Annotated in this window: 24 protein-coding genes; 10 read left to right on the top strand and 14 right to left on the bottom strand. The window is 68.8% G+C overall.

The window, feature by feature from the left end; translation table 11 throughout:
• Positions 1-107: 107 nt before the first annotated feature.
• Positions 108-389, top strand: a complete 282-nt coding sequence (locus tag VF557_02865) for a hypothetical protein (protein HEX8079132.1) — start codon at positions 108-110, stop codon at positions 387-389.
• A 115-nt stretch (positions 390-504) separates the two neighbouring features.
• Here VF557_02865 and nrfD read toward each other — a convergent pair whose 3' ends face one another.
• The 5 genes from nrfD to VF557_02840 form a co-directional block, all read right to left on the bottom strand.
• Entirely contained in the window at positions 505-1,578 is a 1,074-nt protein-coding gene (gene nrfD / locus VF557_02860; GenBank protein ID HEX8079131.1) for an NrfD/PsrC family molybdoenzyme membrane anchor subunit, read from the bottom strand.
• Positions 1,575-2,486 carry a 4Fe-4S dicluster domain-containing protein gene (locus VF557_02855; GenBank protein ID HEX8079130.1) on the bottom strand — a complete coding sequence of 304 codons (912 nt, stop codon included), beginning with the start codon at positions 2,484-2,486 and terminating at the stop codon, positions 1,575-1,577. The genes nrfD and VF557_02855 overlap by 4 nt, the downstream gene beginning before the upstream one ends.
• Positions 2,486-5,818, bottom strand: a complete 3,333-nt coding sequence (gene fdh / locus VF557_02850; protein ID HEX8079129.1) for a formate dehydrogenase — start codon at positions 5,816-5,818, stop codon at positions 2,486-2,488. The genes VF557_02855 and fdh overlap by 1 nt, the downstream gene beginning before the upstream one ends.
• A 77-nt stretch (positions 5,819-5,895) precedes the next feature.
• On the bottom strand, positions 5,896-6,882 hold the full coding sequence (locus VF557_02845) for a TIGR03557 family F420-dependent LLM class oxidoreductase (GenBank protein HEX8079128.1): 987 nt from the start codon (positions 6,880-6,882) through the stop codon (positions 5,896-5,898).
• A 100-nt stretch (positions 6,883-6,982) separates the two neighbouring features.
• Entirely contained in the window at positions 6,983-7,810 is an 828-nt protein-coding gene (locus VF557_02840; protein ID HEX8079127.1) for a GIY-YIG nuclease family protein, read from the bottom strand.
• A gap of 152 nt (positions 7,811-7,962) precedes the next feature.
• On the opposite strand from VF557_02840, the gene VF557_02835 reads away from it, so the two are divergent.
• Complete coding sequence (locus tag VF557_02835; protein HEX8079126.1) at positions 7,963-8,403, top strand: hypothetical protein; 441 nt, start codon at positions 7,963-7,965, stop codon at positions 8,401-8,403.
• A gap of 31 nt (positions 8,404-8,434) precedes the next feature.
• Here VF557_02835 and VF557_02830 read toward each other — a convergent pair whose 3' ends face one another.
• The 3 genes from VF557_02830 to VF557_02820 form a co-directional block, all read right to left on the bottom strand.
• On the bottom strand, positions 8,435-9,517 hold the full coding sequence (locus VF557_02830) for a glycine cleavage T C-terminal barrel domain-containing protein (protein ID HEX8079125.1): 1,083 nt from the start codon (positions 9,515-9,517) through the stop codon (positions 8,435-8,437).
• The gene (locus VF557_02825; GenBank protein HEX8079124.1) at positions 9,510-9,962 is read right to left on the bottom strand and encodes a Fur family transcriptional regulator; all 453 of its coding nucleotides are present in this window, start codon (positions 9,960-9,962) and stop codon (positions 9,510-9,512) included. Before VF557_02825 ends, VF557_02830 begins: the two co-directional genes overlap by 8 nt.
• Before the next feature lie 261 nt (positions 9,963-10,223).
• The gene (locus VF557_02820; protein HEX8079123.1) at positions 10,224-10,823 is read right to left on the bottom strand and encodes an FABP family protein; all 600 of its coding nucleotides are present in this window, start codon (positions 10,821-10,823) and stop codon (positions 10,224-10,226) included.
• A gap of 117 nt (positions 10,824-10,940) precedes the next feature.
• Here VF557_02820 and VF557_02815 point away from each other — a divergent pair, with 117 nt between their 5' ends.
• Positions 10,941-11,330, top strand: a complete 390-nt coding sequence (locus VF557_02815; protein HEX8079122.1) for a DsrE family protein — start codon at positions 10,941-10,943, stop codon at positions 11,328-11,330.
• 127 nt (positions 11,331-11,457) lie between these two features.
• Here VF557_02815 and VF557_02810 read toward each other — a convergent pair whose 3' ends face one another.
• The 4 genes from VF557_02810 to VF557_02795 all read right to left on the bottom strand — a co-directional run bounded on the left by VF557_02810 (position 11,458) and on the right by VF557_02795 (position 14,671).
• Positions 11,458-11,757, bottom strand: coding sequence for a DUF1416 domain-containing protein (locus VF557_02810; GenBank protein HEX8079121.1), 300 nt, complete (start codon positions 11,755-11,757; stop codon positions 11,458-11,460).
• Between the two features lie 86 nt (positions 11,758-11,843).
• A complete protein-coding gene (locus tag VF557_02805; GenBank protein ID HEX8079120.1) occupies positions 11,844-12,677 on the bottom strand; it encodes a sulfurtransferase in 834 nt (277 codons plus the stop codon).
• A gap of 267 nt (positions 12,678-12,944) precedes the next feature.
• A complete protein-coding gene (locus VF557_02800; protein ID HEX8079119.1) occupies positions 12,945-13,907 on the bottom strand; it encodes a hypothetical protein in 963 nt (320 codons plus the stop codon).
• The gene (locus tag VF557_02795) at positions 13,904-14,671 is read right to left on the bottom strand and encodes an alpha/beta fold hydrolase (GenBank protein ID HEX8079118.1); all 768 of its coding nucleotides are present in this window, start codon (positions 14,669-14,671) and stop codon (positions 13,904-13,906) included. The genes VF557_02800 and VF557_02795 overlap by 4 nt, the downstream gene beginning before the upstream one ends.
• Before the next feature lie 50 nt (positions 14,672-14,721).
• Between VF557_02795 and VF557_02790 the strand changes: the two genes are divergently transcribed.
• The 7 genes from VF557_02790 (at position 14,722) to VF557_02760 (ending at position 21,176) form a co-directional block, all read left to right on the top strand.
• Complete coding sequence (locus VF557_02790; protein ID HEX8079117.1) at positions 14,722-15,465, top strand: response regulator transcription factor; 744 nt, start codon at positions 14,722-14,724, stop codon at positions 15,463-15,465.
• Positions 15,462-16,367: a mycothiol synthase gene (gene mshD / locus VF557_02785; protein ID HEX8079116.1), complete on the top strand. Its 906-nt coding sequence runs from the start codon at positions 15,462-15,464 to the stop codon at positions 16,365-16,367. Before VF557_02790 ends, mshD begins: the two co-directional genes overlap by 4 nt.
• A 203-nt stretch (positions 16,368-16,570) precedes the next feature.
• Positions 16,571-17,563 (top strand): PstS family phosphate ABC transporter substrate-binding protein, encoded by a 993-nt coding sequence (locus VF557_02780; protein ID HEX8079115.1) that lies wholly within the window; start codon positions 16,571-16,573, stop codon positions 17,561-17,563.
• On the top strand, positions 17,563-18,522 hold the full coding sequence (gene pstC / locus VF557_02775) for a phosphate ABC transporter permease subunit PstC (protein ID HEX8079114.1): 960 nt from the start codon (positions 17,563-17,565) through the stop codon (positions 18,520-18,522). Before VF557_02780 ends, pstC begins: the two co-directional genes overlap by 1 nt.
• Complete coding sequence (gene pstA, locus VF557_02770) at positions 18,519-19,430, top strand: phosphate ABC transporter permease PstA (GenBank protein HEX8079113.1); 912 nt, start codon at positions 18,519-18,521, stop codon at positions 19,428-19,430. Before pstC ends, pstA begins: the two co-directional genes overlap by 4 nt.
• A gap of 110 nt (positions 19,431-19,540) precedes the next feature.
• Entirely contained in the window at positions 19,541-20,398 is an 858-nt protein-coding gene (gene pstB, locus VF557_02765; GenBank protein HEX8079112.1) for a phosphate ABC transporter ATP-binding protein PstB, read from the top strand.
• A gap of 235 nt (positions 20,399-20,633) precedes the next feature.
• Positions 20,634-21,176 (top strand): carboxymuconolactone decarboxylase family protein, encoded by a 543-nt coding sequence (locus VF557_02760; protein ID HEX8079111.1) that lies wholly within the window; start codon positions 20,634-20,636, stop codon positions 21,174-21,176.
• On the opposite strand, the gene VF557_02755 is transcribed toward VF557_02760, so the two are convergent.
• Both VF557_02755 and VF557_02750 read right to left on the bottom strand, forming a co-directional pair.
• A complete protein-coding gene (locus VF557_02755) occupies positions 21,164-22,507 on the bottom strand; it encodes a glycosyltransferase family 39 protein (GenBank protein HEX8079110.1) in 1,344 nt (447 codons plus the stop codon). The genes VF557_02760 and VF557_02755 overlap by 13 nt on opposite strands.
• Positions 22,479-23,990, bottom strand: coding sequence for a bifunctional glycosyltransferase/class I SAM-dependent methyltransferase (locus tag VF557_02750; protein HEX8079109.1), 1,512 nt, complete (start codon positions 23,988-23,990; stop codon positions 22,479-22,481). The genes VF557_02755 and VF557_02750 overlap by 29 nt, the downstream gene beginning before the upstream one ends.
• Positions 23,991-24,107: the final 117 nt, after the last annotated feature.

Below are 24,107 nucleotides of genomic sequence, written 5' to 3'. Positions count from 1 at the left end.
CGGCGGCTCAGGCCGGCCCGCGAGGCGATTAAGCCGTATATTGCCTATTCCTCTTTAATCGCCTTAATGCTAACTTCGTTCCTCAATCAAGATTTCGAGGAGACGGCATGTACTCACTCCGCACCCGGGCTGCCAAGGCTTTTCTCACGACTGCCAGCATCGGAGCAGCCCTGTTCATGAGCGCTCCGTCGGCGCAGGCAATGCCGCCCTCCTCGTGGAACGGGTACGCCGAGGGTGAGTCCACGATTTCCATGGATGACGCACGGGTCGACGCCTGGAACTTCGCACACGCGCAGGGCTATACCCGTTGCTACGAGCACCGGACTTATACAGTCAGTGGTAATCCGACTTGGTATTACGTGATTTTCTACTGCGATACCTCGGACTGAAAAGCAGATCGCATCGGCAGCTGACCCGACGGATACTGATCCGTCGGATCGCTGACGGTCGTCGGTAGCGCGTCCAGATGGCCTTGAGGCAGCGTTCGAGGACGAGCACTGTCGGTCAGGCGCCGGCTGACTCGCCGCTCTGGATCCGCCGCCGCTGCGGCACCACGGTGTACTTCGGATCCCGCGCCGAGGCCTGCCCCGCCTCGAAGATGCCGAACCGGGTGCAGGCTGAACCCGCCACCAGCGCGGCTCCCGACAGCCCCGCCGCGACCCGGCTCCGCCGGCTGAGCAGCGTGCCCAGCACCCCGAGCACCGTAAGGGTCTTGCTGGCCCGCATCAGCACGCCGCCGGTGTCCAGGTGCAACGGCTCGGCGGTGATGCCCATCGACGCCTCCATCGCACGCTCCACGCCGAGCTCGAGCAGCGCGCCACCGAGCGCCAGCCGCCGCGCCGGGCCGGCTTCGGACACCGGCGCCAGCAGCATGCCCAACCCTCCGGAGGCCGCCGCCGCCGAGCCGACGAAGACGAACGGCAGGTGCTTGCGGGCGGCACTCCAGGTCGGTGTGGAGGTGTGGGTCAGCAGCACCGCGGTATACGAGGCCACTGCCGGGGCCACCACCGCCGCGCCCACCCCCGCCGGTCCGGCGAACCGGCCAAGCAACCGGATCGGCGGCCGGACCGAGCACGGCAGCTTGCCGGCCAGCGGGGTCAGCAGCTCGGCCGCGCCGGCCACCCCGGCGAGCGGGCCGTACACCGTCAGGATCCAGGTGCCGACCGACATCGGCGAGGTGGGCTTGGCGACCCGCAGCATGTTGAGGAACCTCGACGGCCGTCCCAGGTCGTGCACCAGGGCGGCGAAGCTGGCGCTGATCGCGGTCAGCGCCGAGATCCGGCCCGCCCGGCGCAGCGCCGGCCGGCCGGTCAACCCGGCGCCGGCGCCCAGCAGCGACGAGCCGGCGGCCAGCCCGCCGAGGAACAGGTAGGCCGGGATGTCGGCCTCCCACGGCGAAGCCTTGACCACCGGCCGGCCGTAGTAGGAGGTGAAGGTGGCATCGGGCACCATCTGGTGCTCGTCGCGGCGCCGCCGGCCGGGTCGTCGCCGCCGGCCGCCCTCGACCGTCCCGGCCGTGGACTGCACGGGCAGGTCGGCGCGGCCCTCGGCGCGCAGCTCGGCCTGGTGCTCGCTCACCGGCGGCCACCGAGGAAGGCCGCCGCCGCGCCGGCCAACAACGAGGCCGCGGCCAGCGCGGCGTGCCGCCACATCTGCGCAAGGTCACGGGTCGGCACCACCGGGTCCGGCGGCAGGCCGTAGACCTCCGGCTCGTCCAGCAGCAGGAAGAAGGCTCCGGCCCCGCCCACCCCGTCGTCCGGGCTCTCGCCGTAGAGCCGGGCCGAGTCCACCCCTTGGGAGTGCAACGTGGCCAGCCGGTCGGCGGCCCGCTCGCGCAGCTCGTCCAGGTCACCGAACTGGATCGACTCGGTGGGGCAGGCCTGGGCGCAGGCCGGCGTCTTGCCGGCCCCGATCCGGTCGTAGCAGAGCGTGCACTTCTGCGCGATGCCGACGTTCTTCTGCCCCTGCTCACCGATCCGCCGGTCGATCACCCCGAACGGGCAGGCCGGCACGCAGTAACCGCAACCGTTGCAGATGTCGTCCTGCACCACGACGGTGCCGAACTCGGTGCGGAACAGCGACCCGGTCGGGCAGACGTCCAGGCAGCCGGCGTGGGTGCAGTGCTTGCACACGTCAGAGGACATCAGCCAGCGGAAGTCGGTGAGCGAGTCCGGGCTCATCTCCTCCCCCGGCCGCACCGTGCTCGGCATCCCCAGGCTGACGGTGCTGGACGCCGGCTTGCGGGGTTGCTCGATGAAGGCCACGTGCCGCCAGGTCGAGGCGCTCAGCGAACCGGTGTTGTCATAGGAGGAACCCAGCAGGTTGAGCCCGTCCTCGGGCACCCCGTTCCACTCCTTGCAGGCCACCTCGCACGCCTTGCAGCCGATGCAGACCGAGGTGTCGGTGAAGAATCCCTTGCGTGGCTGGGAATCCTGCCAACCGGCGTCGGCGGCGGGGTCATCGAGCGGACCGGACAGGCTTGGCATCAGTCCTCCTGCGATTCGGCCGGCAGCGATTCCACAGGCGTGCGCTGGGTGTTCCCGGTCTGGACGGTGATCCCGGCCCGGCGGTGGTACTCGGCTACGAAGCTCAACAGTGCCGGCCCGGTCGGCCGGCGGCCGGCGCGGATGTCGCAGCTGGCCACCTTGGTCTCCTGGATGTGCACGTTCGGATCGAGCGTGACACCGAACAGGTCGTTGGCCGAGTCACCGGAGACCAGCGCCGAACTGCCGACACCCCAGTGATAGGGCAGGCCGATCTGATGGATCTGCTTTCCGTCGATCAGCAGCGGCACCACCCGCTCGGTGACCAGCACCCGAGCCTCGATGGCGGTCCGGGCGGTGACGATGGTCGCCCAGCCGAGGTGGCGCAGACCGCGCTCGCGCGCCAGTTGCGGTGACACCTCGCAGAAGAACTCCGGTTGCAGCTCGGACAGGTAGGGCAACCACCGGCTCATGCCACCGGCGGTGTGGTGCTCGGTGAGCCGGTAGGTGGTGAACAGATAAGGGAAAACGTCGGCGTGCGGCTCGGGCGGTGACGGGTTCTGCAGGTTGTCCGGCCGCGGGAAGACCTGCCTGGTCGGGTTGGCCTGCTGCCGGTACATCGGGTTGCGTACCGGCGACTCGGCCGGCTCGTAGTGCGCCGGCAGCGGGCCGTCCAGGATTCCCTCCGGCGCGTACAGCCAGGCTTTGCCGTCGGATTGCATGATGAACGGATCGTCACCGGCGAGCGCGGCCACGCCGGTGGCGCCCTCGGGCGGCCGGTAGGAGGGCGCCCGGTCGGCCGGGAAGTCCGTCACGTCGTGACCGGTCCAGCGCTGCTGTGCGGCGTCCCACCAGACGTAGGCCTTGCGCTCGCTCCACGGCTTGCCGTTGGGATCGGCGGCGGCCCGGTTGTAGAGGGTGCGCCGGTTGGCCGGCCACGCCCAGCCCCACTCCGGAGCGACCCAGGACTGCTCCTGGCCGGGCTTGCGGCGCGCTGATTGGTTGACGCCGTCGGCATAAACCCCGCAGTAGATCCAGCAACCGCCCGAGGTGGAGCCGTCGGCCTTCATCTCGGTGAAGAGGTTGAGCGGCTGGCCGGCCTTCGCACCGCTGAGGTGGCTGCCGTTGATCTCACGCAGCACGGCGTCGGCGGACGGGTCGCCTTCGGCGTCGACCGGGTAGTCCCAGGTCAGGTCGAGGATCGGGCGGTCGCGCTCGTCGGTGGAACCGGCCAGCCGCTGGCGGATCTTGCGGCCGAGGTGGAAGAAGAAGTGCAGCTCGCTGCGGCAGTCATCGGGCGGGGCGACAGCCTTGTGGTGCCACTGCAGCATCCGGTGGGTCTGGGTGAAGGTGCCGTCCTTCTCCACGTGCGAGGCCGCCGGGAAGAAGAACACCTCGGTGTCGATGTCGCCGGTGCGCAGCTCGCCGGTCTCGATCTCGGGCCCGTCCTTCCAGAACGTCGCCGACTCGATCAGGTTCAGGTCGCGCACCACCAGCCATTTCAGCCGTGCCATCGCCAGCCGCTGCATCCTGCCGTGCGCCGAGCCGACCGCCGGGTTCTGGCCGAGCAGGAAGTAGCCCTCGACCTTGCCCTCGAGCATGTCCATCACGGTCTGGTAGGTGCCGTGGTCACCGGTCAGTTTGGGCAGGTACTGAAAGGCGAATTCGTTCTCAGGCGTCGCCGCCGCACCCCAGTAGGACTTGAGCAGGCTGACCGTGTAGGACTCGGCCTCGGCCCAGAACCCCTTCTGCTCGGGGCTGCGGATGGTGTCGAGGTAGGACTGCAGATCGTCGTGCTCGCCAGCCTTGGGCATCGGCAGGTAACCCGGCAGCAGGTTGAACAGGGTCGGGATGTCGGTCGAGCCCTGGATGCTGGCATGCCCGCGCAGCGCCATGATCCCGCCACCGGGCCGGCCCATATTGCCCAGCAGCAGTTGGATGATCGCCGACCCGCGGATGTACTGCACGCCGACCGTGTGGTGGGTCCAGCCGACCGAGTACACCCACGCGGTGGTGCGCTCGCGGCCGCTGTTCTCGGTGACCGCCTCGCAGACCTTGAGGAAATCCTCGGGCCGGACCCCGCAGATCTGCTCGACCAGCTCAGGGGTGTAGCGGGCGTAGTGCCGCTTGAGCACCTGGAACACCGAGCGCGGGTGCGTCAGGGTCTCATCACGCTCGACGCCGACGTGCTCGAGTTTCGCGCCGTGCCCGCCCAGCTCGTGCCCGCCGCCGCGCTCGCTCTGGGACAGCTCGCTCTCCTGCCCGCTGCCGCCGCTGCCGGCGTCATCGGCTCGCGAGCCGGCCGCCGGCGTATCGCCCTGTCCCTGGTAGGTCCAGGTGGTGGTGTCATACAGCCCGGTCTCGGGGTCATAGCCGGAGAACACCCCGTCCAGCTCGTCGACGTCCTGGAAGTCCTCGCGCAGCAGGGTGGCTGCGTTGGTGTAGGCCACCACGTACTCGCGGAAGTACTTCTCGTTCGAGAGGATGTAGTTGATGATGCCGCCGAGAAAGGCGATATCGCTTCCGGCCCGCAGCGGCACGTGCTGGTGGGCCAGCGCCGAGGTGCGGGTGTAGCGCGGGTCGATGTGAATGATCCTCGCGCCGCGCGCCTTGGCAGCCATCACCCACTGGAACCCGACCGGATGGCATTCGGCCATGTTCGAGCCCTGGATGACGATGCAGTCAGAGTTCTGCAGGTCCTGCAGGAAGGAGGTGGCGCCGCCACGTCCGAACGAGGCCCCCAAACTGGGGACGGTGGCGCTGTGTCAAATGCGGGCCTGGTTCTCGATCTGGATGGCGCCCAGAGCGGTGAACAGCTTCTTGATCAGGTAATTCTCTTCGTTGTCCAGCGTTGCCCCGCCCAGTGAGGCCAGCCCGAGCGTGCGGCGCAACGGACGGCCGTGGGAGTCGGTGTCCTGCCAGGTGCGGGCCCGGGTCGCGATCACCCGGTCGGCGATCATGTCGGTCGCGGTCTCCAGATCCAGCGGCTCCCAGTCGGCGCCGCCCGGACGCCGGTACAGCATCGCGGTCTGCCGGCCGGGGGAGTTCACCAACTGCTCGCTGGCCGAGCCCTTCGGGCAGAGCCGGCCGCGGCTCACCGGTGAGTCCGGGTCACCCTCGATCCCGATGACCTTCTCGTCCTTGACGTAGACCCGCTGGCCGCAGCCGACCGCGCAGTACGGGCAGACGCTCTTGACCGTCCGGTCGGCGGTCTCGGTGCGGGCGGTGAGGTTGGCGGTGTGCGCGGACCGCACTGCCCTGCCGCGTCCCAGGGCGTCACCTTCGCCGATCTGACGCAGAACCGGCCATGACAGCAAGGTCTTTCGCAGGTTCACGCCCGTGATCCCTCTCTGCCCGGAATTCCAGCCTACCCAGCTGTCAACCAGCTGTTCGGCAGGCGCCGGCACGCGCTTCAGGAGCCGGCCGCGGCTCGCAACTTCTCCAGCAGCGGCTCGGCGACCTTGTCCAGGAATTCCTGCTGGTTCTCATCACCCACCTGCACCAGGGCCACGTCGGTGTAGCCGGCCTCCCAGAAGGGCCGGACCGACTCGACGAGCTCGTCGAGGTCCGGACCGCAGGCGATCGCCTCGGCCACGTCCGAGGGCCGGACGAACTGGCTGGCGCCCTCGAAGCCGGCCGGCGTCGGCAGGTCGGCGTTGACCGCCCAGCCGCCGCCGAACCACCGGAACAGCTCGTGCGCGTGGGCGATCGCCGCGTCCTTGTCCGGTCCCCAGCAGATGGGGACCTGGCCGATCTTGCGGCTGGCCGGCAGACCGGCGTCCTCGCGGGTCTGGTCCCAGCCCTCGATCAGCTCGGGCTCCGGCTCGATCCCGACCATGTGGTCGGCCAGCGGCGCGAACTCGGCGATCGACCGGACGCCGGACACCGCGATGGCCAGCGGCACCCCGGCGTCGGGGCAGTCCCACACCTTGGCCGAGTCCACCCTGAAGTACTCCCCCACCCAGGTGGTCAGCTCGCCGGTGTGCAGCGCGCGGATGATCTGGGCCGCCTCGGCCAGCATGTCCTGCCGGACCGCCGCGGCCGGCCAGCCCTCGCCGATCACGTGCTCGTTGAGGTTCTCGCCCGATCCCAGCCCGAGGGTGAACCGGTTGTCGGCCAGCAATGCCACGGTGGCGGCCTTCTGCGCGACCACCGCCGGGTGGTAGCGCATCGTCGGGCAGGTCACGTAGGTCATCAGGTCGACCCGCTCGGTGGCGTGGGCGACCGCGCCCAGCACCGACCAGGCGTAGGGAGCGTGCCCCATCGCGTCCAGCCAGGGGAAGTAGTGGTCGCTGGAGACCTCGAAATCGAAGCCCGCCTGCTCGGCTCCGACGGCGTAGCGCACCAGCTCCTTCGGACCGCTCTGCTCCGTCATCAGGGTGTAGCCGAAACGTGTCATGAATCCACTACTACCCAGCCTTCCCGGCGATGGCAACCACACCCGCCGGACAGATCGGCGCGGCCGGTTCAAGCGGCAGCGCTGTCACTCGCAAGCAAGGCTAGTTCTTATTGTGGCCGAACGACCGGGACAGCAACACACCTTTCCAATAAGTCTCTCGGTCGAGAACGTGCTGGTCTTCGGTTCGCATCGACCAGAACTCGAGGAGCGCGAACATCAGGTTCTGGCGAACATAGTCGACGCCCCTGCCGTCGACTAACGCGCGCAAACCGACGTTGTTGCCATGGAGTGATTCGGCGTAGCGGGCCCAACGCTGCCAGATGCCTGTGTCGCCGTATGCAGAGCCGACGTACGGTTCTCCGGTGAGGCGATCGTGGATGACGTAGACGCCTTTCATGTTCTCGAGCGCGATCCGCCAGTCAGGCCGGTTCTGGCTGACGATGAGCTGGATCTCGGCCAGCGAGTGATTGATCCGGTCGTGCCCTGGGAAGGGATCGCCGACATGCGGCTCCGGGAGGATCGACGCCACCGTCATGGCATCTATGCACCCTTCCATGGCGCGCCGAACCTGTCGACCGGTAAGCGCCAGATGAATGAAGAGACGTCGAATGAACGGCCCCATCATGTCCTCGCGCAGCGTGATGTCATAGGAGTGCTCGCCAGGCGTACCGCGTCGCACCAGCACCTCAAAGACGCCGCCGAACAGCCACAGATTGGGATCGTGGCGATCCTGCGCAAGGGAGAAGATGAACTGACGATTGAAGTCGTTTCTAGGGCCCCGCCAGCGGTTCCACTTCTCCCATTCGTGAGGGTCATTGCTCAACACATCGATCGGATAGTGCTCGCCGTTGAAGACGGCGCAGTGGAGTTTGCACTGTGCTGGGTCTACGGCCGAGCCAAGCAGCGACGAGAGCGGAATGGGCTCCATCGATGCAGGCTACTAGCTGGTGCTCCTCGCGACCCTGTGCGTCAGCGCGCGCAACTTGTCGCCCGGAAACTGCCGCGACGTTTGCGATTGAACCCGTCGCGCGGCCCGCGCGTCACTGCCGCCAGCTTGCCGCGGCCCGCCACACTAACCGGATGGTTCTCGACGTGCTGCGGCTGCGGGCCATCGTCCTGGGAGGACGGGTGCGGCAGCCTCCATTCCGCGATCACGTCGGATTCACCGACCATTGGTGGGGGCACACTGTGCGCACCGACCACGACTGGCTGTCCCTGCGCAGCGATGACACCGAAGTAGCCCGCGCAAAGATCATGCCGGGATCCCACGTTGGCGAGTACTACGGTGCAATTGCCCCGCCGCAGGGATGGACGGAAATCGACCGGCTTGAAGTGCGCGGCGATCTTCGTCTAAGAGGCGTCGGCCGCGCCGCCGTACAAGCGATAGCCGCCGAGTATCCAAGCACCAGGCTGGCTGCGTTATCGGAGGATGCCGACGGGTTCTGGTCGTCCCTAAGCTGGGCCGCACATAGGCACCGCATCGACGGGCCGGCATACAGGACCCTGTTTCTCAGCGACTGACGACGCCGAACCTGCCCGACCAGCAACATCCTCAGGCGGTGGTGGCTGTGCTGCCGGCCCGGCCTGCGAAGCCGGTAGGCAGCTCAACGACCGCGTCCGCCGGGTCGAGCACCGCCGAATGCCCCGGCACGCTGAGGACGTCCTGATCGGTCAGGCCCCGCTTGACGATGGCCAGCGCGATCGGCCCGAGCTCGTGGTGCTGCACCGCAGTGCCGACGAAGCCGACCGTCCGGCCGTCGCGCTCGACCGGGCTACCGGGCGACGGCAGCTGCTCAGAATCCCCGGACAGCTGCAGCAGCACCAGCCGGCGCGGCGGCTTGCCCAGGTTCTGCACCCGGGCGACCGTCTCCTGGCCGCGGTAGCAGCCCTTGTCCAGGTGCACCGCCGAGCCGATCCAGCCCGCCTCGTGGGCCAGCGTGCGGTGGTCGGTGTCGGCGCCCAGCCGTGGCCGGCGGCGCTCGACCCGCAGCGCGGCGGCGGCCCAGCTGCCGGTCGGGTGCGCCCCGGCCTCGCGCAGCCGGTCCGCGATCGCGGGCAGCTCGACACGTTCCACGATCAGGTCCACCGGGCCGCCGGCCGACAGCGCCGGACGCACGAAGCCGGCACCGGGTAACGCGACCGCCCTGGTCGTCGGCACCGGCAGGCCGGCCCGTTCGAGCACCTCGGCCGCCTTCGGACCGACCAGGGACAGCACCGCGAACCCGGCGGTGACCACGGCCGGCTCCACCCGCTTGAGAAAGCGCATCTTGAGCAGGTAGCCGAGCACCTCGTCCGCCGCCCCGGGCTCGGTGTCGATCCAGACCTGGCCGCCGAGTTCGGTGAGCTGCCAGTGCTGCTCGACGTGGCCGTTGGGTGAGAGCACCAGCGCCTCGGTGGAGTCGCCGTCGGTCAGCGCGCTCAGGTGCTGGGAGCAGATCGCGTGCAGCCAGTCCAGCCGATCAGGCCCGGGCACCACCAGCACGTCACGGTGCGAGCCGTCGACCAGGCCGGCCCCGGCCACTGCCCGGCGCTGCTCGCCGAGCGGGTCGCCGTAGTGCCAGGCGGTCCCGGCGTCCGCGCCACCGGCCTCGACGGCGCCGGGCCAGTCCAGCAGCGGCGAGCGGTAGTCAGTCACGGGTTCCTCCGGCGTTGCTGGCAGTGCGGGCAGCGCAGTCGGCACAGGCGCCGAAGACGGTGAAGTGCGAGCGGTCCAGCACGAAACCGCGCTCGGCAAGCAGCCGGGCAGCCAGTTCGTCGGCCAGTCCCGCCGGGGCGTCGACCACGGACGAGCAGTGGTGGCAGACCACGTGCACGTGGTCATCACCTGCCAGCCGGTAGTACGGCGGTCCGTGCCCGAGGTGGGTGTGGGCCAGCATGCCGATCTGCTCCAGGACTTCCAGCGTCCGGTACACCGTGGTCAGGTCGACCTCGGGCACCGCGTCGGCGACCTGGTCGGGGGTGGCATGCACGAGTTGCGTCACGGCAGCCATAACGCGCTCACGCTGCGGAGTCATCCGCAGGCCGCGCTCGCGAAGCCGGCTGGCCAGCGAATCAGGCGACGCGGGATGCTGGTGGGCCATGATCTGTCCATGGTATTGGCAACTCGACCAAAAGGACTGGCCTGATCCGGTGCCGCGAAGTATCTTGGGTGGCGTAAGGGAAAGGAGGTGGTCCAGAACTTTGATGCTTTCTCGGACACCTAAGGAGGTCGCCGGTTAGTCCGGTGACTTTCTGAAACCCCGAGTCGCCGGGCTTGTCCGACCGGCAGCAGGTTCACCGTGAACCGGCTCGGGGTTTTCACATGTCCGGACCCTTTTCACCCTGCCCGGACCCGCGCCCGATCAGTCGCGAGTCAGGCTGGCGTTGAGGTGTGGCCGGTAGTCCCCCTCGGTCAGCGCCAGCTCCTGGGCGTACATCAGCTGCTCGCCGCTGAGTGCGTACAGCCGGCGCTCGCCGGCGACCTGCTTGGCCGATCGGGTGAAGCCCACGCCGGCGGTGGCCAGCTCCCAGCGCGAATCGCCGGCCAGCCCGGTGAACACCTCGACGATGCCCACCGCGGTCGCCAGCACCAGCTCCAGCTCGTCCTGACCGCTGCCCATCCGCAGGAAGCCGTTCTCGCGGAACGCCGGCCGCAGCACCGAACCGTCCGGGTTGAGCAGCCAGGTGCGCGACTCGTAGGACAGGAACGGCCGGCCGTCATGGGCGAAACTCACCCGCTGGGCGTACCGGAACTCCTCGCCGGTCCCCGGCTTGAGGCCGTTGCCGAAACCCGACCAGCGCCCGACCAGCCCCAGCACCGCCAGCAGCGCCGGATTGATCTCAGGCCCGGCCCGCAGGTCGGTGGTGTCGGCCGGCTCGGGCACGGCAGCGGTGGCTTCGGACGCGGTGGCCCCGGGCGCGGTGTGCCGCGGCGAGCCGGCGGCAGGAGGGGGTTGGGACACCTACTGCTGGCCCGCGAACAGCTTGCCCACGATCAGGGCAGCCATACCGCCGATCGCCAGGAAGGCGACGATGAGCAGGATGATGAAAAACGACTCCATGAGCGGAGGATAGTCGCTGTGAGCACACCGCCCCGTACGCCGATCTTGCCCAGCACTCTCATCATCAAGTGCACCGCCGGAGCCGAGGACGCCGAGCGGTGCGCGCAGGCATTCACCGTCGCCGCCACCGCGACCGCCGCCGGGGCCGGCGTCTCGCTCTGGCTGACCGGCGACGCCGCCTGGTTCGGCCTGCCCGACCGGGCCGAGAGCTTCGTGCTGCCGCATTCGGCGCCGCTGGCGCAGCTGCGCGACGCCGTGCTCGACCTGGGCACGCTGACCGTGTGCACCCAGTGCGCGCAGCGGCGGGCCATCACGCAGGATCAGCTGATCCCCGGTGTCCGGATCGCCGGAGCGGCCACCTTCGTCGACGAGATCCTGCAGCCGAACGTCCAGGCGCTGGTCTACTGACCCAGCCGCCGCCGGCTCAGCCGAAGACCCATTGTGCGGCCCGAAACGTCGCTGCTCAGGCGGTGATCACGACGTTTCGGGCCGCACAATGCCGACCCGTGCAATGCCGACCCGTGCCTGCGGCCGGTTAGGACAGGACGAGTGAGGCCTCTACCAGGCCGGGTCCCGTCGCGCCGACCGGCTGGCGCGCCGAACCGGAGTTGTGCAGCACCGACAGCGTCCAGTCGCCCGGCGCGGCGAAGAACCGGTAGTCGCCGGTGGCCGAGGTGAGCACCTCGGCGGTGAACTCACCGGTGGAATCGAGCAGCCGGACGTAGGCCCCCGACACCGGCGCGTCGTCCTTGGAGACGGTTCCGTAGATCACGGTCTCCTTCTCGAGGTCGACGTTGGCCGGCAGCGTGGGCGTCTGGGGCGGGGCTGCGCACATGCTCAGTTCTCTCCCTCTTCGCGCGAGCGCTCATCGGGCGCTCGCTCCGGTCCTTGCTCGCTGACGCTCGCTGCGATCCTCACTCGCTAGGCCCCCTTCTCGATCGGCACGCCGATCAGCGAGCCGTACTCGGTCCAGGACCCGTCGTAGTTCTTGACGTCGGGGTGCCCGAGCAGTTCGTGCAGCACGAACCAGGTGTGGCTGGAGCGCTCACCGATCCGGCAGTAGGCGATGGTGTCTTTGCTGGTGTCCAGCCCGGCCTCGCGGTAGAGCTGGGTCAGCTCGTCGTCGGACTTGAAGGTGCCGTCCTCGTTGGCCGCCTTGGACCACGGCACGTTCACCGCCGTCGGAATGTGGCCACCGCGCTGGGACTGCTCCTGCGGCAGGTGCGCCGGGGCCAGCAGCTTGCCGGAGAACTCGTCGGGCGAGCGGACGTCCACCAGGTTCTTGGCGCCGATCGCGGCCACGACCTCGTCGCGGAAGGCCCGGATCGACAGGTCCTGGTCCTGGGCGTGGTACTCGGTGGCCGGGCGGTTGACCTCGTCCTTGGACAGCTCGCGGCCCTCGAGTTCCCACTTCTTGCGGCCGCCGTCGAGCAGCTTGACGTCGTTGTGGCCGTAGAGCTTGAAGTACCAGTACGCGTAGGCGGCGAACCAGTTGTTGTTGCCGCCGTAGAGCACCACGGTGTCGTCGTTGCTGATGCCCTTGGCCGACAGCAGCTTCTCGAAGTCCTGCTTGCTGACCGCGTCGCGCACCACCGGGTCCTGCAGTTCGGTCTTCCAGTCCAGCTTCACGGCACCGGTGATGTGGCCGGTGTCGTAGGCGGCGGTGTCTTCGTCGACCTCGACGATCACCACGCCCGGGGTGTTGAGATTCTGCTCGACCCAATCGGCCGAGACGAGCACTTCGGAGCGGCTCATGATGTTTTCTCCTTGATGGGTAAAGGGAGATATTCGACGGAACCGGCACAGGTTGGCAGGGTCACACTTTGCCGCCGAGCACGCGGTGGTGGGGGGCGGGGGCAGTCTGGCGGCGTTACGCCGGCGCGGGGCTACCCGATCAGAGAAGCGGACACAGCGCGCTGCCGACGCGGCACAGATCCACCGCGCGGCGAGAGGTGAGCAGCTGACCCATAATGATTCCAGACTAGCCACCCGGGCCGGAACCGGCCAAGTGCGGGTTGGCGCTCAGCCTGAGAGCGCGTTGACCAGGACGTAGGCGGCCGGCGTGCTCAGCGCCAGCGTCATCAGCACCGCCGCCACCGGGCGCAGCCGGACAGCCGGTCCGGCGGGTCCGGCCGTGCCTGCCGGGGCCAGGCCCGAGTGCACCCCGCTGAAGGAGGCCGCGATGGACAGCAGGCAGGCCACCGCGGCGATCGCGGCGCCGACGAACGCGGCACGGCCACCGGCGAAGTCGATCACCCGGTTCAGGCCGAGCAGGCCGACCGCGCCCCCGACCAGGACCCCGACGACCACGGCGGGCAGTCCCCGATCGACCGCGGGGTCGAACCGGGGCGCGGGGAAGATCGCGTCGGTGAAGTGGCTGGCCACCAGGCCGGCGGTGATCGCGCCGAGCACCGCGGGCGTCAGGATGTCACCGTTGCCCTGCCGGCGCAGCACGATCAGGCCGGTCAGGGCGATCAGCGCGACCACCAGCACGGTGATGTCGGCCAGCGACTCCAGCACCCGGGTGCGCACCACACCTCGGGCGAGCTGGTGCAGGAACAGCAGTGGAACCGCCATCCCCAGCACTCCCAGCACCGGGGAGTAGCCGCTGTCGGGCCAGTACATGATGGCCGCGTCGGCGCCCCCGGCAGCCAGCACCGCCAGCACCAGGCCGCCCTTGCGTCCGGGCACCGAGGTGCCGAACAGCCAGCTGACCGTCAGCAGCAGCTGCACCAGGCAGATCGCGACCAGCAGCGCCACCGTGCCGAGATAGGACCCGGCGGCCAGCACCCCGCCGGCCAGCGCGGTGAGCACCGCCAGCTGGATCTGCACGGCGGCGGCCGTGCCTCGCGGCGTCGCCGGGGAGTCCGGCGTCCCCGAGACACCCGGCGTCCCCGAGGCATCTGACGTGGCCGAGGGGTCCGGTGTGGCCGAGGGATCCGGCGTAGCCGGGGTGTCCGGTGGCGCTGAGGTGTCCGGGGTCACGGGTTCATGGTCGCAGACGTCCCGACCGTGCGGCGGACCCAGCCGTGGATGCGCTCGAGCAGTTGATCGGTCATGGCGTTCTCGGCGTGTCCCAGGCCGGGCTCGATCCACAGCTCGGAGCGCGCCGCGGCGGCGGCCAGCATCCGGGCGTGCTCGACGCCGAAATAGGGATCGGCGTCGCCGTGCACCACGAGCAGCGGCGCGCTGATCGAGGCAGCCAGCTCCACCGGTGAGGCGGGCAGCACGTCCCAGCCGCCGCCGACCCTGGTCCGGAACGCCCGGTGCAGCACCAGCCGGCCCAGCCGGGTCTCGACACCGAAGTGCAGCCGGCGCATCGGGTCGGTGCCGCGCTCGTACCACCGCCCGGGCCCGCTGACGGCCACCACGGCCTCGGGGTTCGCGCCCAGGCCCGCGTACCGGATCATGATCGAGGCGCCCATCGAGAAGCCGACTGTGACGACCGGCACATCCGGACGTTCGGCGCGGAGCCAACCCACCCCCGCCTCGACGTCGGCGACCTCGTCCACGCCGATGGTCGACATGCCCTGCGAGGCCCCGTGCCCCCTGAAATTCAGCACCAGCACCGAGCCGCCCAGCTCGCGCAACCGCTCGGCGATCCGCACCACGTTGGGAGTGCGGGAGGACCCGGTGAAGCCATGGCCGAGCAGGTAGGAAGGGCCGCCGGAAACACCGGCGTAATAGTCAGCGGATAGAACAATGCTGTCCGCTGTCCGAAGTCGCACAGGTTCCGGACCCCTGGTCATGGGAACATTGTTCCCTGTTGCAGTTACTACCGGCCGAGCCGGGAGGCGTCATGGAGATCTTCCTCCTCACCACGGCAGCGCAGCCGACCACCGAGGTGCTTCCAGCCCTCGGGCTGCTCGGGCACCAGGTCACCGTCGCCGGATTCGACGTCAGCCCGCTGCTGAGCACCAGCGCCGACGCCGTGCTGATCGACGGCCGGTTCAACCTGGCAGGCGCCCGGGCCTTCACCAAGGTGCTGGTCACCGCCGGGGTGAACCTGCCCGTTCTCGCGGTGCTGAAAGAAGGCGGCCTGGTCGCGCTGTCGGCGGACTGGGCGGTCGATGACGTGCTGCTGGACACCGCCGGGCCGGCCGAGGTCGACGCCCGGTTGCGCTTGGCGCTGTCCCGGCGCACCACGGCGGCCGAGACCGAGCCCGGTGTGGTCAAGGTCGGTGACCTCACCATCGAGGAGGCCACCTACACCGCCAAGTTGAAGTCCCACCTCCTCGACCTGACCTACAAGGAATTCGAGCTGCTGAAGTTCCTGGCCCAGCACCCCGGCCGGGTGTTCACCCGCTCGCACCTGCTACAGGAGGTGTGGGGCTATGACTACTTCGGCGGCACCCGCACGGTCGACGTGCACGTGCGCCGGTTGCGCGCCAAGCTGGGCTCTGAGTACGAGGCGCTGATCGGCACCGTCCGCAACGTCGGCTACAAGTTCGTCAAGCCCGCCGAACCGGGGCTGCGGGCCAGGGGCGGGGGTTCAGCAGAGGAGGGCCACCCGGCAGGCCGGGCCGCTAGCCTTACCCCGTGACCTCGCCGATCTCCGACGTTGCCGCTCTCACCCCGGCCGCCGTTGAGGCGATCCGCAAGCTGGCCCGGCTGAGTCCGGACTCGGCCGACACCCCACCGCTGAGCGAGCAGGCCCTGCTGCGGCTGGCGGCCGGCCCGCCGGTGCGCCACCTGGTGTACCAGCAGGAGTCCTATCACCAGAGCGAGGACCAGGACCCGACGCTGCTCGGTTACGCCCAGCTCGACCCGGGCGAGCAGGCGCACGCCGTGGAGCTGGTGGCCACCGATCCGCTGGTGGCGGCCGAACTGCTCGAGGCCGCCGGCCGGCTGGTCGATCCGAGCCGGCTGCGGCTGTGGGCGCACGGGCGCAACAGCGTCGCCGCCCAGGCCGCCGCCCAGGCCGGCTGGCAACCGGTCCGCACCCTGCTGCAGATGCGCCGGTCCCTTCCCGACCTGGAGCTGCCCGAGCCCCAACTTCCCGACGGTGTCAGCATCCGGACGTTCCAGCCGGGCTCTGATGACCAGGCCTGGCTGGCAGTCAACGCTCGCGCGTTCGCCTCGCATCCGGAGCAGGGCCGCTGGAGCCAGGCAGATCTGGCCGACCGGATCGCCGCGCCCTGGTTCGACCCGGCCGGCTTCCTGCTCGCCGTCCGGGACTCCCAACTGCTCGGCTACCACTGGACGAAGGTGCACACCGATACCTCCGAGCCCATGGGCGAGGTGTACGTGCTCGGCGTCGACCCGGCCGCCCAGGGCCTCAAGCTGGGCAAGGCGCTGCTCGGCGCCGGCCTGCGCCACCTGCGGGACCGGGGGCTGGGCGCCGTGCTGCTCTACGTGGAGGCCGACAACGACGCCGCTCGCGGCCTCTACGAGGGCATCGGTTTCACGGTCTTCGCCCGCGACATCCAGTTCGCCGCCGGCTGAGGCAGCCGCCCCCGTTAGGGCGACTTCGCCGGGCCGTCAACTTCACGAGTGAGGTCTCAACGAGGGTTCGCGCTGCGGCCCGCTTTCGTTAGCCGGCTGTTCATCTGGGGCGACTTTGATCGTTCTCAGTCGCCGGCAACGGATCGGTGACCAAGTTGTCGAGTGCCAGTGGCACCGACATATCGAGAGGGCAGCGATTCATCGTGTCAAGTAGGCGGCGGGGCCTGTGGTCCCCTGTTCTAATCACTCCGGTGCTGGTGCTGGCGTTGGCTGCCTGTGGCGGCGCCGAAGCCGGCAATTCGACCGACGCCGGTGGTGACGGTGGCAGCTCGTCGAGCGCCAACCTCTCCGGCAGCATCAAGGTCGACGGCTCGAGCACGGTCGCCCCGCTCAGCACGGTGGCGGCTGAGCTGTTCCAGGAGAAGCACTCGGGCGTGAACGTCACGGTCGGCACGTCCGGCACCGGCGGCGGCTTCGAGAAGTTCTGCCGCGGCGAGACCGACATCTCAAACGCGTCCCGGCCGATCAAGGACAAGGAGAAGGCGGCCTGCGACAAGGCCGGCATCGCCTTCGAGGAGTTCAAGGTGGCCAACGACGCGCTGACGGTGGTCGTCAGCAAGGACAACGACTTCGTGGACTGCCTGACGCTGGCGCAGCTGAAGAAGATCTGGGAGCCCGGTTCGAAGGTCAGCAACTGGAACCAGGTCGACCCCAAGTTCCCGAACGAGTCACTGAAGCTCTTCGGACCCGGCACCGACTCGGGAACCTTCGACTACTTCACCGCCGAGATCAACGGCGAGGAGGACGCCAGCCGCACCGACTACCAGGCGACCGAGGACGACAACGTCACGGTGCAGGGAGTGAGCGGGTCCAAGGGCGGCATGGGCTACTTCGGGTTCTCCTACTTCGAGGAGAACGCCAGCAAGCTGAAGGCCCTGCAGATCGACGGCGGCGAGGGGTGCGTCGCGCCCAGCGTCGACACCGTCCAGGACGGCAGCTACAAGCCACTGGGCCGCCCGCTCTACATCTACCCCAGCGCCAAGGCGCTGCAGCGGCCCGAGGCCCTCAGCTTCGTCGAGTACTACGTCGCCAGTCACAAGCAGATCGCGGAGGAGAGCAAGTTCATCCCGCTGAACGAGACCCAGGAGTCAGAGCTGAAGACGGCACTCGAGAAGCTGAAGAACTCGGCCAAGTAGTGAGCACCAGCCTGGCCGATTCCACGACTGCCGAGCCCAGGCCTCCAGAGGATGGAGGCCTGGGCCGGCAGCGTAGCCATGTCGGGGAAAACCTGATCAAGGCATTGCTGTTCGGGGCCGCGCTGTTCTCGGTCGCCGCGACGGTCGGCATCGTCATCGCGCTGCTGGAGCCGACCTTGGAGTTCTTCGGCGAGGTCAGTCTGAAGGAGTTCCTGACCGGCACCGAGTGGGCGCCGCTGTTCGCCGACGCCAAGTTCGGCGTGCTGCCGCTGGTGGCCGGGACGCTGCTGATCACCGTGATCGCGATGGTGGTGGCGATCCCGCTGGGCCTCGGCGCCGCCGTCTACCTGTCGGAGTACGCCAAGCCGAGGACCCGGCGCGTGCTCAAGCCGGTGCTCGAGGTGCTGGCAGGCGTTCCGACCGTCATCTACGGCCTGTTCGCCCTGGCAGCCGTCACACCGTTCCTGCGGAAGTTCTGGCCGATCGGTGACGGGCCCGACATCTTCAACGCCCTGTCAGCCGGCATCGTCATGGGCATCATGATCATCCCGACGATCGCCTCGCTGTCCGAGGACGCCATGAGCGCCGTGCCGTCGGCGTTGCGCGACGGCGCCTACGCCCTGGGCAGCTCGCAGATGCAGGTCGCGACCAAGGTGGTCGTTCCGGCGGCCCTGTCAGGCATCGTGGCGGCCTTCGTGCTCGGGATCTCTCGAGCCCTGGGCGAGACCATGATCGTCGCGATTGCGGCCGGCGGCCAGCCGAACCTGTCGTGGAACCCGCTGGAGGGCATGCAGACGATGACGGCCTTCATCGCCGCGGCCGGCATCGGCGATCAGCCCACCGGGACGATCGGCTACCAGACCATCTTCGCCGTCGGGTCGTTGCTGTTCGTGCTGACGTTCCTGATGAACATCGTCAGCATCCGGCTCGTCCGCAAATACCGGGAGGTGTACGAGTGACGACGACCCTGACGCCCCAGCAGTCCGAGCCGTCGCCCCGGGTGGAGGAGGCCTTGCGACGGCACCGCGTGCCGGTCCGCGAAGGCGTCTTCAAGGGCGTCCTGATCTTCAGCCTGGCCGTCGGCGTCATCTTCCTGGCGATCCTGGTCAGTTACATCGTCTACCGGGGTTGGCCGCGGCTGGACAGCCGGCTGTTCAACAACTTCCCCTCGATCAGGCGCCCGCAGAACGCCGGAGCGCGCTCGGCGATCTTCGGCACCGTCTGGGTGATCGCCTTCACGGCGCTCTACTGCCTGCCCACCGGCATCCTGGCGGCGATCTACCTCGAGGAGTACGCGGACAACCGGCGCTGGTACAACCGCCTGATCGAGATCAACATCCAGAACCTCGCGGCCGTGCCGTCCATCGTGTACGGGATCCTCGGCCTGGGCATCATCGCAAGGGGGCTGGGCTTCGGGCAGACGGTGCTCACGGCGTCGCTGACCCTGTCGCTGCTGGTGCTGCCGATCGTGGTGATCTCCGCTCGCGAGGCCATCCGGTCGGTGCCCAATTCCATCCGGTTGGCCTCCTACGCGGTCGGTGCGACGAAGTGGCAGACGGTCAGCCGCCAGGTGATGCCCCAGGCCATTCCCGGCACCGCCACCGGAGCGATCCTGGCGCTGTCGCGCGCGATCGGCGAAGCTGCGCCGCTGCTGCTGCTGGGCGGCCTGACGTTCATCACCTACACACCGACCGGCATCCAAAGCTCCTTCACGGTGCTGCCGATCCAGATCTTCAACTGGATCAGCCAGTCCCGCGAGGAGTTCGCGACCCTGGCCGCGGCCGCGAGCGTCGTGCTGCTGGTGATCCTGCTGACGATGAACTCGCTGGCCATCTATCTTCGAAACCGCTATCAGAAGCGCTGGTGACTGACATGATTGAATCGACCAAGCAGACATCGCAACCGGCACGATCACTCCACTCCGACAGAGTCGGCAGCCCGCTGACGCTTCCGAGATATGCCGAGGTAGCCCCACACATGCCCGATGGCACGGTCTCCGAGGAGATAACGACGACCCCTGAGGTCGCCCCTCGCACGCCCCGCTCATCCGAGATCCAGAGCCTGCTGTTCAAGATCCGGGACCTGTCGGTCTACTACGGCGACTACCAGGCCGTGCGCGATGTGAACATGGACATCGGGCACAAGCAGATCACGGCGATGATCGGCCCGTCCGGCTGTGGAAAGTCAACGGTGCTGCGGACGCTGAACCGCATGAACGACCTCATTCCCGGCGCCCGCGTCACCGGTGAGGTCTCCTACCGGCGGCAGGACCTCTACGCGCCCCAGGTCGACCCCATCGAGGTCCGGCGGCGCATCGGCATGGTCTTCCAGAAGCCCAACCCGTTCCCGAAGTCGATCTATGACAACATCGCCTACGGGCCACGGGTGACCGGCATGAAAGTCCCCAACATGGACGACCTGGTGGAGGAGGCGCTGCGAGCCGGCGCGCTGTGGGACGAGGTCAAGGACAAGCTCAAGCAGAGCGCGCTGGCACTTTCCGGTGGTCAGCAGCAGCGGCTGTGCATCGCCCGCACGATCGCGGTCAAGCCGGAGGTCATCCTGATGGACGAGCCGTGCTCGGCGCTGGATCCGATCGCCACGGCCAAGATCGAGGACCTGATGGCCATCCTCGCCGAGAAGTTCGCCATCGTCATCGTGACCCACAACATGCAGCAGGCGGCTCGGGTGTCGGATCGGACCGCCTTCTTCACCGCCGATGTCGACGAGGCAGGTGAGCGGCACGGCCGGCTGGTGGAGCTGAACGCCACCAAGACGATCTTCGCCACCCCCTCGGACAAGCGGACCGAGGACTACATCTCCGGACGGTTCGGCTGAGCCGTCCGGCCTTGGGTGGCTGAGCCGTCCGGTCTTGGGTGGTTGAGCTGTCCGGCCTTGGGTGGTTGAGCCGTCCGGCCCGGTTCGGCTGAGGTAGCACGCCCCGTAGGGCTGGCGCGCGTCACCGGCGGTTTCTTCCAGATTGCTCAAAACCGGCCGCCCCTCGCAGAAACTCCGCGGATTAGATAGTGTCACTATACAAGTTCAGGTCACTATCGAAACGAGCGTGAACACCATGGCCCACATCGCCCTAGGAGTCGAAGAGACCCAGTTCCCCGGCATCACCGGACCGCTGATCTACCGTCCCGAAACGGCTAAACCCCTCATGGAGCTCGCCGAGGTGCTGCTGCGCGGGCCGCACTCGTTGTCGCCCGGCGAGCGCGAGCTGATCGCCGCCTACGTCTCCGGGCTCAACGACTGCCGGTTCTGCCGCGACTCGCACTCGGCCACCGCGGCCGCCCAGTTGGAGCTGGGCATGTGCGTGGTCGAGCAGGTGCACGCCGACCTCGACAACGCTCCGATCTCACCGAAGCTGCGGGCGTTGTTGCGGATCGCCGGCGCGGTCCAGGTGAGCGGGCGCAACGTCACCCCGGCTCTGATCAGCGACGCCCGGCGGGCCGGCAGCACTGACCTCGAGATCCACGACGCGGTCCTGATCGCGGCGGCGTTCTGCATGTTCAACCGCTACGTCGACGGCCTCGGGACGGTGGCGCCCTCAGACCCGCAGGCCTACGCCTACTCGGCCAAGCACCTCGTCGAGCGCGGCTACTCCAACTGAGCTTTTCCCTGCGGGCGGCGGGGTAAACCGGCCTGCCAGGCCGGTCCGTCCTGCCGGGGGCCGGCGAGGATGCGGCGGATCCCGAGCGGGGCGAGCACCCCGAGGAAGCCCCACAGCAGCAGTGCCCCGACCAGCTCGACGCCGACCAGGCCCCAGTAGTTCGCGTGGTCCCAGGGAAAGCCGTGGGCCCACCGGGTGTAGATCTTGAACAGCACCACGCCGGCGAACAGGTTGTAGAGGGTCGCCCAGCCGAAGTTGAGCAGGTAGGCCGCCGCCACCGCCCAGACCAGATACTGGCAGCCGAACGCCGGGGCGAGAAACAGGAAGCTGACCAGCGACAGGCCGAGCGCCTCAGCGGCCATGCCGGGACGGCGCCACGCCAGCACCGCCGGCCCGAGCGCGCACAGCAGCACCACCGGGAACCGGCCGGACTCGGTCAAGAAATCGGCCCAGCCCGGATCGTCGAACACGTGGCCGATCTGGATCAAACCCCATTGGCTGATGCCACTGCCCGCGTAGCCGAGCACGTTGCTGCGCACCACCTCACCGTGCGCGATCAGAGCGGGCAGCCAGGTGATGCCGAACGCGAGCACGAAGCCCGCACCGAACCTCAGCAGGGCGTGGCGGCCCTTGCTGAGGGCCAGCACCAGCAGCACCGGAACGGCGACCACCGGGACGATCTTGATCCCGATCGCGAGCCCCATCGACACCCCGGCGGCCAGCGGCCTGTCCCGGTCGGCTAGCAGGTACAGCGCCAGCAGCGTGAACATCACGAAGATCGGATCGGTGTTGCCGTGGAAGCCTGAGATGATGAACAGCACCGGGCTGACCGCTACCAGCGCGGCCGCCCAGGTCGCCTCGCGCAGGCTGCGGCGCCGGCGCAGGATCTCGAACATCAGCAGCGCCGAGCCCACGTCGGCGAGGCTGGCCACCGACCGGATGGTGAACCCGATGCTGAAGCCGTACTGGCGTGCCAGGTCGACGAACTGCAGGAAGTAACCGATCAGCGGCGGGTGGTTGTAGAAGGACCGGTCGAAGCCGATGCCGTAGACGCCTACCGGGCCGCGGCTGGCCACGCCGTTGACGAAGTTGGTCCAGTGCCTGATGTCGTTGGTGCCGTAGGTCCTGGCCGCGACCGTCACCTTCAACGCCAGCACTAGCAGGGCGATCCCGAGCACCAGCCAACGGCGGCGGACGATCAGCCTTCTGGACGCCGGATCGGTGGTCGCGGCAGGCAACTGGTCGCCGGCCGGGTCGGCAAAGGCCCTCGTGGCACGCGCCTGGGGTTTCACCTCGCGCACGTCAGGCGCGGTGGGTGACGGAGCCGGCATGGTGCGGGCGCAGCCTGGCCACGAACTGGTAGCCGAACACGGTGGGACGCAGCCGCACCAGTCGCCGGTCCACGCTGCGCGCCGAGCGGGACTTCCAGCTGTCCGCGCGGGTCAGCACCTCCAGCGGCAGGCCGGTGTACTCCAGCTGCAGCAGGTCCAGGCCGGCCGAGCCGATCGTGCGGCGCAGGCTCTTGCGGGAGAAGAACCGCAGGTGGGTCTCGTCCAGGATGCCCCGCCGGTCGTAGTCGAAGGCGCCCACCGCGACCCGGCCGCGGGAGTACCAGTGGCCGAAGTTCGGGGTCGAGATCACGATCTGGCCGGTCGGTGAGAGCACCTCGGCCATCTGGCGCAGCAACCGCTCCGGATAGCGGACGTGCTCGATGACGTCGGCGGCGATCACCACGTCGAAGTCACCGCCGGCCGCCTCGGGAATGCCGTCCTCGAGGTCGCCGAACACGAAATCGTCGACCCGGCCGCGCACGCCGGCGATCTCGACGCTGTCCACGCCGACCACCTTGTGCCCGAGCTGCCTGATCCGCTCGGACAGCCGGCCACCGGAGCAGCCGAGGTCGAGCACCCGGAGCCCGGGCGGCATCGCCGCCAGCATCTCGGTGATGACGGTGTGCGAGGTGCCCTCACCCTCCTTGGCCGCGTACTCCGGATCGGCCGGCACCCAGCGGTGGGTGCCGATGCCGACCTTGGTGAGCCGGTACTGCAGCACGTCACGCACCACGTCACGGGCGTACTTCATCCCGTCGACGTAGCAGATCTCGTCCCCGTAGTAGGTCGGGATCGGCACCTCGACGATCCGCTTGCCGGCGTCGAGCAGCTGGATGATGATCTGGGTGTCGAAGTCGAAGCCGTCGGTGTTGAACGACAGCGGCAGTTCCGCGAGCGCCGACAACCGGTAGGCCCGGTAGCCGGAGTGGAACTCCGACAGCGTCGAGTCCAGCAGCCGGTTCTCGAACGTGGTGAGCACCCGGTTGCCGAGGTACTTGTACAGCGGCATGCCGCCGGCCCGCGCCGAACCGGGGTCGAGCATCCGGGAGCCGAACACCGCGTCGGCCTCACCGCGCTCCAGCGGCGCAAGCAGGTCGGCCATCGCCTCCGGGGCGTACTGGCCGTCGGCGTGCAGCAGCACCACGATGTCGAGGCCGTGCTCGCGGGCCAGCTGGTAGCCGGCCTTCTGATTGCCGCCGTAGCCGAGGTTGCTGACGTGCCGGATCACCGTGGTCGGGATCGCCTCGTTGGCCTCGCGCCAGGCCAGGCCGGCGTCGACGGTGCGGTCCTCGCTGGCGTCGTCGCAGATCAGGATCTCGTCGATTTTGGCGCGCATATCTGGAGGAATGCGGTCCAGGGTGGCCTGCAGGGTGGACTCGGCGTTGAAGGCCACCACCAGGACGCCGATCTTGAGCCGGTCGCGCCCGGCGGCTGGCCAGTTGCTCCCAGCGTCGTCGGGAGGTCCAGCGAGGTCGGGCTGCATGTAGCCACGCTAGCAAAACCAAGGTGCTCGACCTGTTCTGACATCCGTTCTGACAGTGGCGAGCGGTCGTGGGACCTGGCAGGCAGGTGCCGCAAGATGTGAGGATGCCGGCCGCCA

The organism is Jatrophihabitans sp., from assembly GCA_036389035.1.
Taxonomy (GTDB): Bacteria; Actinomycetota; Actinomycetes; order Mycobacteriales; family Jatrophihabitantaceae; genus Jatrophihabitans_A.
Note: the sequence above shows the minus strand (reverse complement) of the source record. Positions and strands in the feature narration are given on the sequence as shown.